This window comes from Dietzia timorensis (assembly GCF_020742175.1).
Taxonomy (GTDB): domain Bacteria; phylum Actinomycetota; class Actinomycetes; order Mycobacteriales; family Mycobacteriaceae; genus Dietzia; species Dietzia timorensis_A.
Genome location: NZ_DYXM01000110.1, coordinates 1 through 6,397, shown reverse-complemented (window position 1 = coordinate 6,397; position 6,397 = coordinate 1). Strand labels below are relative to the sequence as shown.

Below are 6,397 nucleotides of genomic sequence, written 5' to 3'. Positions count from 1 at the left end.
AATTGGATCGACACGATGGGCCACGCCGAGGGCATCATGCAGTTCCGGTGGCAGCGGGTGTCCGCTCCCATCACGGATGACGCCGGACCTACCGCGCACCTCGTGGACGCCGCCGATATCGCCTCCGAATTACCCGACTTCGCCGAGCAGAAGGTGACGCCAGAACAGTGGTCCGAACGCATCGCCGCGCGCCGACGTGCGTTCGCCCGCCGCATGCGCTCATAGCGCACACGGCGGGCGAAGGTGCTTGCCTCGTTGCTCGGCTGGCCGACCACTCGGCCGGCCGCCTACTCCGGGACGAGGTCCTGGACCGCGACCGGGCCTTGCACCTCTTCGCGCTCGCCGCGTGGGCCGTACACCATGATGGTGACGCGTCCGTGCAGGTCGACGTTGACGACGCCGCCCTCGAAGTCCTGCTCCCAGCCGGTGGACAGGCGGCGCTCGTCCGATGTCGGCAGCCCGAGGCGGCTGTCTTCCGCGCCGATCCTCCACCACGCGTCGCGCACGAGACCCCAGGTCACGTAGGTGCCCACGTCTGGCACCCAGTAGATGGTTCCGCCCTCGAAGTGATTACCGCGGGCAACCTTGCCCGAGTCGGACGAGGGGCGCGAAGACCACTCGCGCGTGGTCGGGTACATCAGCGGACCCCATTCCCAACCTGCGGTCCCGGGCGAGCTGGTTTCGCCCCACTTCGTGCGGATAGCGCCGCCGATCTCGTTGGCGCGACCGTCGGACACGAGCGGGTGCCAGTAGATGGCCTTGTCCTTCTCGAAGTTCTGGAACTTGCCGCCGCGGGCGGCGTCGAGCTCAGGCGTGGTCGCCGGGCCGAAGTAGCCTTGCGGCGACTGCCCGTTTGCGGCGGATGCGGCGACGTACTCCTCGCCGATGCGGCCGCCGACGTTCTGCGCGTTGGCAGTGGGGGCGACGAGACCGGACAAACCGGCGAAGGCGCCGGCGGCAATGACGGCGGTGAGTACGCGCCGGCCCCGGCCGTAAGAACTCCCGGCCGTGTTAGTTTTGTTTACATTTTCGGGCAAAAGAGTGGTACGCATAGCGATCTCCTTGGCATCGCCGACACCTTTCGGTCGGCATGAACAACGTGAATCCCGAGGCGAGTACCTGCGCTTTCACCGGAAGGTTTGCTCACCCGTCACATCTGTATTGTCGGGAAAGCGACGTGAGCCGTTACACTTCCGATTGATTCAAGCGGCCGCAGCGAAGGCCCCTACTTTTGTAGCGGCGCGGCTCGCGATCTTGAGGTACGCACCCTCATGCCGATGATCTCTACCGCTATCGCCACTAGGTACCCCATTGTCCACCTAGCGGTCTTGCTCGCGAAAGGGCCTAGACATCTCGCGAGTTATTTCCCTGACAGCGTCGCTTTCGGGCGACCATTCTCTCGACACATCCAACGTAGTGAGATCTGAAAGTTGCTCTAAGACCTCGTCGTCGAATTGCCGGCTATCCAGATAGCTGTCGCTGGGAATTGTTGACAACATACTCAACTGCGCAATTTCGCTTCGGAAGTGCGGAGGAGTTACGCGCTCTAAGAATCTTTCTTCGAACTCGCGGTCGTTGTCGGATGCCAAAATGTCCTCGAGCGTCCGGTACTTGTCCATCTCGGTATCCCCTTTGCCGAAGAGCGGTTTGACAATGACCACGGTCGAATTCGAGATCGGACGTATGAAGTCTCGCCCGTCACCGTCTTTTCGTACGGGTCGGCCATTAAAGAAGCTTCGCTTCGGGTCATACTTGATCTTCTCCCCGAGAAGCTCCCAGACATCTTCCATGCGCCCCTCCTCAAGCATTTCCGGGGCCGAATGTAGTACCAGGTTCTTTGCACCGTCCTTCAAGCGTTTTACGGCGGCACTGTGATCGTCAGGATGGACGTATCGGTTTGGATCCCCACGGTGTGCCCGTCCGTACGATACGAAGATCAGGCTTTGCGCATCCGTGATGTAGGTCCACATTTCCTTGAACGACTCGCGCGAGGTTCCTAGTACTGCGAATGCTCCGATATACGCATCCTTATCCACTGGTCGAGCGGATGCGAACTCCAACTCGTCGTCAAGTCCGCCCGTGATGGAAAACAGCTGTGGTCCAATCGCATGTGCGAGTGCTTCTGTGATTTCAGGATTTAATGCGCCGAGGGAGTCGCCACCTCTACCGGGGACATCGAGAAGTTCCGCGCTTGCTCGGCCCACTATCGTCATGAGGTCCGAGGAGGCCGCGCTCGACCTTGTGTCGGCACCTGGAACCTCCATCGCTGGACTGTCTCCGCCAGTTCCGGAGAAGAGGATTGCGGGGTCATTTACCGTCGACAATGCATCGACAATTGGCTGCTGCTCGCGCGCGCTTTCGTCCCAGTCGAATGCGAGAAGAGGCGCGAAAACCGTATCCGAGATACTTGTGGCCGTTTCCTTCCGCGCATCGCTCGCGAGAATGCGCCATACGACCTCCCTGTTCGTCCCCGCTTCGCCAAGAATTCGCGACATCAAGTCGGCGACCTCGTGATCAGAGATCTTGCTCCCGTCGCCCAAGGTCACAGGGTTGCCATGCGTTAATCGCATCCCCGCCGCAAGCTCGGATACTCGCTCGACCAATTTCATTGGGATGTCCGAATTACTCACAAGATCGGTATCGGCGGCAGATACCAAGGTAGATGTATCGACGAGATCGTCCAGAGTAGGTGCTGCGTCCATGGGCGCCAGCACGTTGTACTCACCCGTGGACCGGAAGAACGCTTGTGTATTCAGAGCGCGATTCATCGAATCCGGCAGCGATTCGATTCCGACCTCGACGGAAGAATCATCATCGCTGTGTTGCTCGATCTCGGAGAAGCACGAGCGGTCGACTGCTTCGACCACGTTTTCCGTCTCCGCCTTACCGTGCACAGACACTTCAACACCACGCGACGTGACGATTGCGGCGGCATTCGCCGCAGCGCGACGAGCCTTCGGATCCTGTTCTGTCGCCTCAAGCACCGAGGCAGCACTCGATTAGCTCTTGAAAAACTCGGTAACAAATTCGAGGTTGGTTCTTGGGACCTCAACGGATTCGCCGCTGGCAAGAGACAGTTTTGCGTCGTCGGTCATTGAGGCAGCTTGGCCCAAGCACTGTGCTACCGACGCACTTACCGCACCGCCAGTTTCGAGCTCGGTGCTAGAACATCCGGCAGCGACCATCGTTGTAGCCAAAGCGATTGTGCACCACCCGTACAGCAGCCGACGTCGTCGCGTCATTCTCGTGTTGCCTTCCTTTACGTCGTCCGCACGCGGCAGAACTCCAACTTCGGCGACAGTCCCGAAAGCACGTCATGCCGAGGGAGACCGTCCAAAGGCTACGAGGGATTTTCGAACGAGTTTGTTCCGGGCAATCGATACCTCGGGTGCGACAACGACCTCGCGCCGCGGCACTCGTTCGACCGCGGTTTCGAGAACTCCGTCCCCGCCGCGTTGGAAAAATCGGCCGGCTTCATACCGCGAAAGCACTGGACCGATAGACGAAAACAAACGTCCTGGTACTCGTTCAACTAACAACGCCACGAGTTGAATATTCCAGCCGCCTCAAACCTTTCTCTGACTTCCTTTTGAGGCAGACCCCCCAGGAACTTCCGATGGGTCGAGAAGCAAACTCGTGTCGGCCAACAGTCCGGCTACGTAGAAATCAAAAAACGAGCGCATCTCCCTTAATTCTGACGATGTGCTCTAGCTGGTCCGGCATCGCATTCAGCTCGCTTTGGGAAAAGAATGCGGACGTCACAGCAGATAATTCCGCCCGCGAGCGCCAAAGGAGACTGCCCTGTCAGCCAGTCAGTGGCGACACCTCGAGTTTCGTCACTCGTAAGCTCGCAGGCGGCATCGAGGAGGCCCCACCATTCGTCAGACATGCTCGTTTCTCACACCAAGGCTTGCGCCTCACGCATCGATCAGAGGACCGAGCTTTTCGCCGGCATCCCTCTTCAAGCTCAGCGATTCACCCAGTCACCAGTCGCATCCGAATTGTCGAACGCCTTGCCGTAGTCCTTGTCCGTGTCACCAACAATCTTCTCCGCGAGCTCCACGAAAAGTTCCTCATTCGCAGCCGCCGCGCGCCTCTCGAACGAGCCATCGCGGTCGATGAAGTCGACGTCCTCGTCGTCCCACTTATCGCGCGCGAACACGTCGCGATCCGCCGGCGCACCCACCAGGAACGCGTACAACGCCCGCGCCGATCCCGGCCCCGCATCCACTTCGAGTCCCAGGTCATCTAGCACGTCGGCCACCGACCGCTCTCCTTCGCGAACAAGCCGCGCCTGCGACGAATCCGCAGACACGACGGGCGAACCGACAACCGATTCCTCAGCCCGAATATCCACCTCGCGTGGCGCTGTGGTGAGCACACTCGACGCCGGATCGTAGAAAATCCCATTCGAGATCATCTCCTCGACGCGTTCCCGCTCAGCATTCGTGCCGCGCGCATCGATTCGCTCCCATGCAGCGCGCAGCCCATCCGTCAATGCGGCGTCGATGCGTTTGTGCACCTGCGCGGGCCCGTCCGCGGCCTCGGCCCCGGCTTCACCCGCGAACTGAGCCTCAGCCAGGAATATACTGTCCGCCGCATGCGTCGCGAGAGCTCTCGCCGCGTCGGAGGACGTCCCGAGCACCGCGACCACGTCGCTCGCCTGATCGAGCGAGTCAAGGGGCCGCACGCCGGAGAGTCCGGCACGTCCGCCGTCACCCCCGGCAAGTTCGAAAAGCCGCGGCCCGATCGCATTCGCTACAGCCGTAGAGACGCCCGGGTTGACAGCACCCATCGGCTGGTCCCCATAACCGTCGATCTTGAGCAGCGGCCCTCGTGCCTCAGCAACAATCCGCGCGAGCTCACCCGTCGCCTCGCCCGCAAGCGCCGCAGCCTCGCCAGGCTGCGCGGGACCTTCGAATATGACGTCGGAGTCGCCCAGATTTCCGAACAACTTCTCCGCGCCGCTCCTTATGCCGGGGTCGTCGGGCCAGTCGAATGCCAGGAGATGGCCGATCGCGTGCGTCGAGGCATAGTCGAGATTCCCGTACCTGGCGTCTTCGGGTTCGGTCTCGGCGATGCCGGGCGCGACGAAGCTGCCACCGGGAATCTCGCCGAGGCGTTGGGGCCCACCTTCGCGACCGGTCACGAACGCATCGTGCACCGCGGTGACGTCCGGCGCGGCGGCAGACATCATCGTCGAAAGCAGGCGCGCGATTTCGTCGTCGGCGACGCGGTTGCGTTCTCCGGGTACGGACATGTCGCCGCCGCCCTGACCGACGACCGCGCCCGCGATCTCCCCTGCGCGTGCAATGAACGCGCGGTCGATGTCCGAGCCGCGACGCACCTCCTCGTCGGCTGCATCGACCACAGCCGACACCGATTCGAGTTCGGAGAATGTGCGTAGGGTGACGCGTCCGCCGAGGCCGAAGATCCTCGCATTCCATGCGACCGGGCTCGACGTGAGCGCTGCCCTCAGCTCCGCGGGCAGCGCATCGATGCCGCCGGTTTCGGGCGCCTCGCCGCGCAGGTCGATGAATCGCTCGACGACGATCGGCGCCGGGGCATCCTCCTCGTCGGCGGATTCCGACTCGCTTTCCTCGGCAGCGCTTGACTCGGTGGCGCCGCTGGATTCCGTCGCGGACTCCTCGGCGCCACTCGGTTCCGCGGTTTCGCCCGCGTCGGCGTTGCTGCCCGGCCCCCCGGCCTCCGCGTCGGCAGGATCGGCGTCGGCAGCCTTGGATGCTTCGGCACTTGACTGCTCCGCAGCGCGGCCCCGGGACTCCGCCTCGGACCTGGCGCGCCCCTCGTAGTCTGGGTTCTCGTCGAGCTCGGCCGAGGCCGCGTCGTGCGCGGCAAAGTCCTCCGGCGCGGGCTCGAAGCACGCAGGATCCACCACCGCATCTGGGCCCGGGCCTTCGAATTCCTCTACCGCAGGACCGAGGGACCCCGGGGTCTGGACCTGCGGATTGGCGAGCACCGAGAGCGCGTTGCCGAGAATTTTTCGAGCTTCGACGTCATTCTTGGTGGAAGCGGCGAGCGCCAGGGCGCCACCGCGCGCGTCAAGAGTCGCGGCCATCGATGCGAGGTAGTCGAGATTCTCGCGCGGGATCCACACGTCCATCCCGCGCGCGAGGGCGGTCAACTGGGCATCGGTGAGTGCAGCAGCCACTGTGAGGCATTCACGCTCCGTAGAAGTCAGCGGGATTTCCGGGACCGGCACCTCGTCGGAGAGGAAGCTGCAGCTCGCCGACCCCGCCGCGAGCGCGGGCACGAGCAACGCCCCTGCCAACCAGCGCCGAATCCGTGCCACCGCTCCCCCTCTAGTCTCGTCGTCCACCCCTCGTGTGCACGGCCCGCAGACCTGCACGCTTGCCTTAGTTTTTACCGCACCCGA

At 62.7% G+C, this 6,397-nt stretch carries 3 protein-coding genes and 1 pseudogene; 1 reads left to right on the top strand and 3 read right to left on the bottom strand.

Features of this window, described 5'->3' with window-relative positions; all coding sequences use genetic code 11:
* A pseudogene (locus K8V11_RS05995) lies at positions 1 to 225 on the top strand (hypothetical protein); the annotation flags it as partial.
* A 62-nt stretch (positions 226 to 287) separates the two neighbouring features.
* Here the strand turns inward: K8V11_RS05995 and K8V11_RS05990 are convergent.
* The 3 genes from K8V11_RS05990 to K8V11_RS05980 all read right to left on the bottom strand — a co-directional run bounded on the left by K8V11_RS05990 (position 288) and on the right by K8V11_RS05980 (position 6,313).
* Complete coding sequence (locus tag K8V11_RS05990) at positions 288 to 1,052, bottom strand: LGFP repeat-containing protein (RefSeq protein ID WP_303911669.1); 765 nt, start codon at positions 1,050 to 1,052, stop codon at positions 288 to 290.
* A 267-nt stretch (positions 1,053 to 1,319) separates the two neighbouring features.
* Positions 1,320 to 2,984, bottom strand: coding sequence for a hypothetical protein (locus K8V11_RS05985; protein WP_303911668.1), 1,665 nt, complete (start codon positions 2,982 to 2,984; stop codon positions 1,320 to 1,322).
* A gap of 983 nt (positions 2,985 to 3,967) precedes the next feature.
* Positions 3,968 to 6,313 carry a hypothetical protein gene (locus K8V11_RS05980; protein ID WP_303911666.1) on the bottom strand — a complete coding sequence of 782 codons (2,346 nt, stop codon included), beginning with the start codon at positions 6,311 to 6,313 and terminating at the stop codon, positions 3,968 to 3,970.
* Positions 6,314 to 6,397 lie beyond the last annotated feature (84 nt).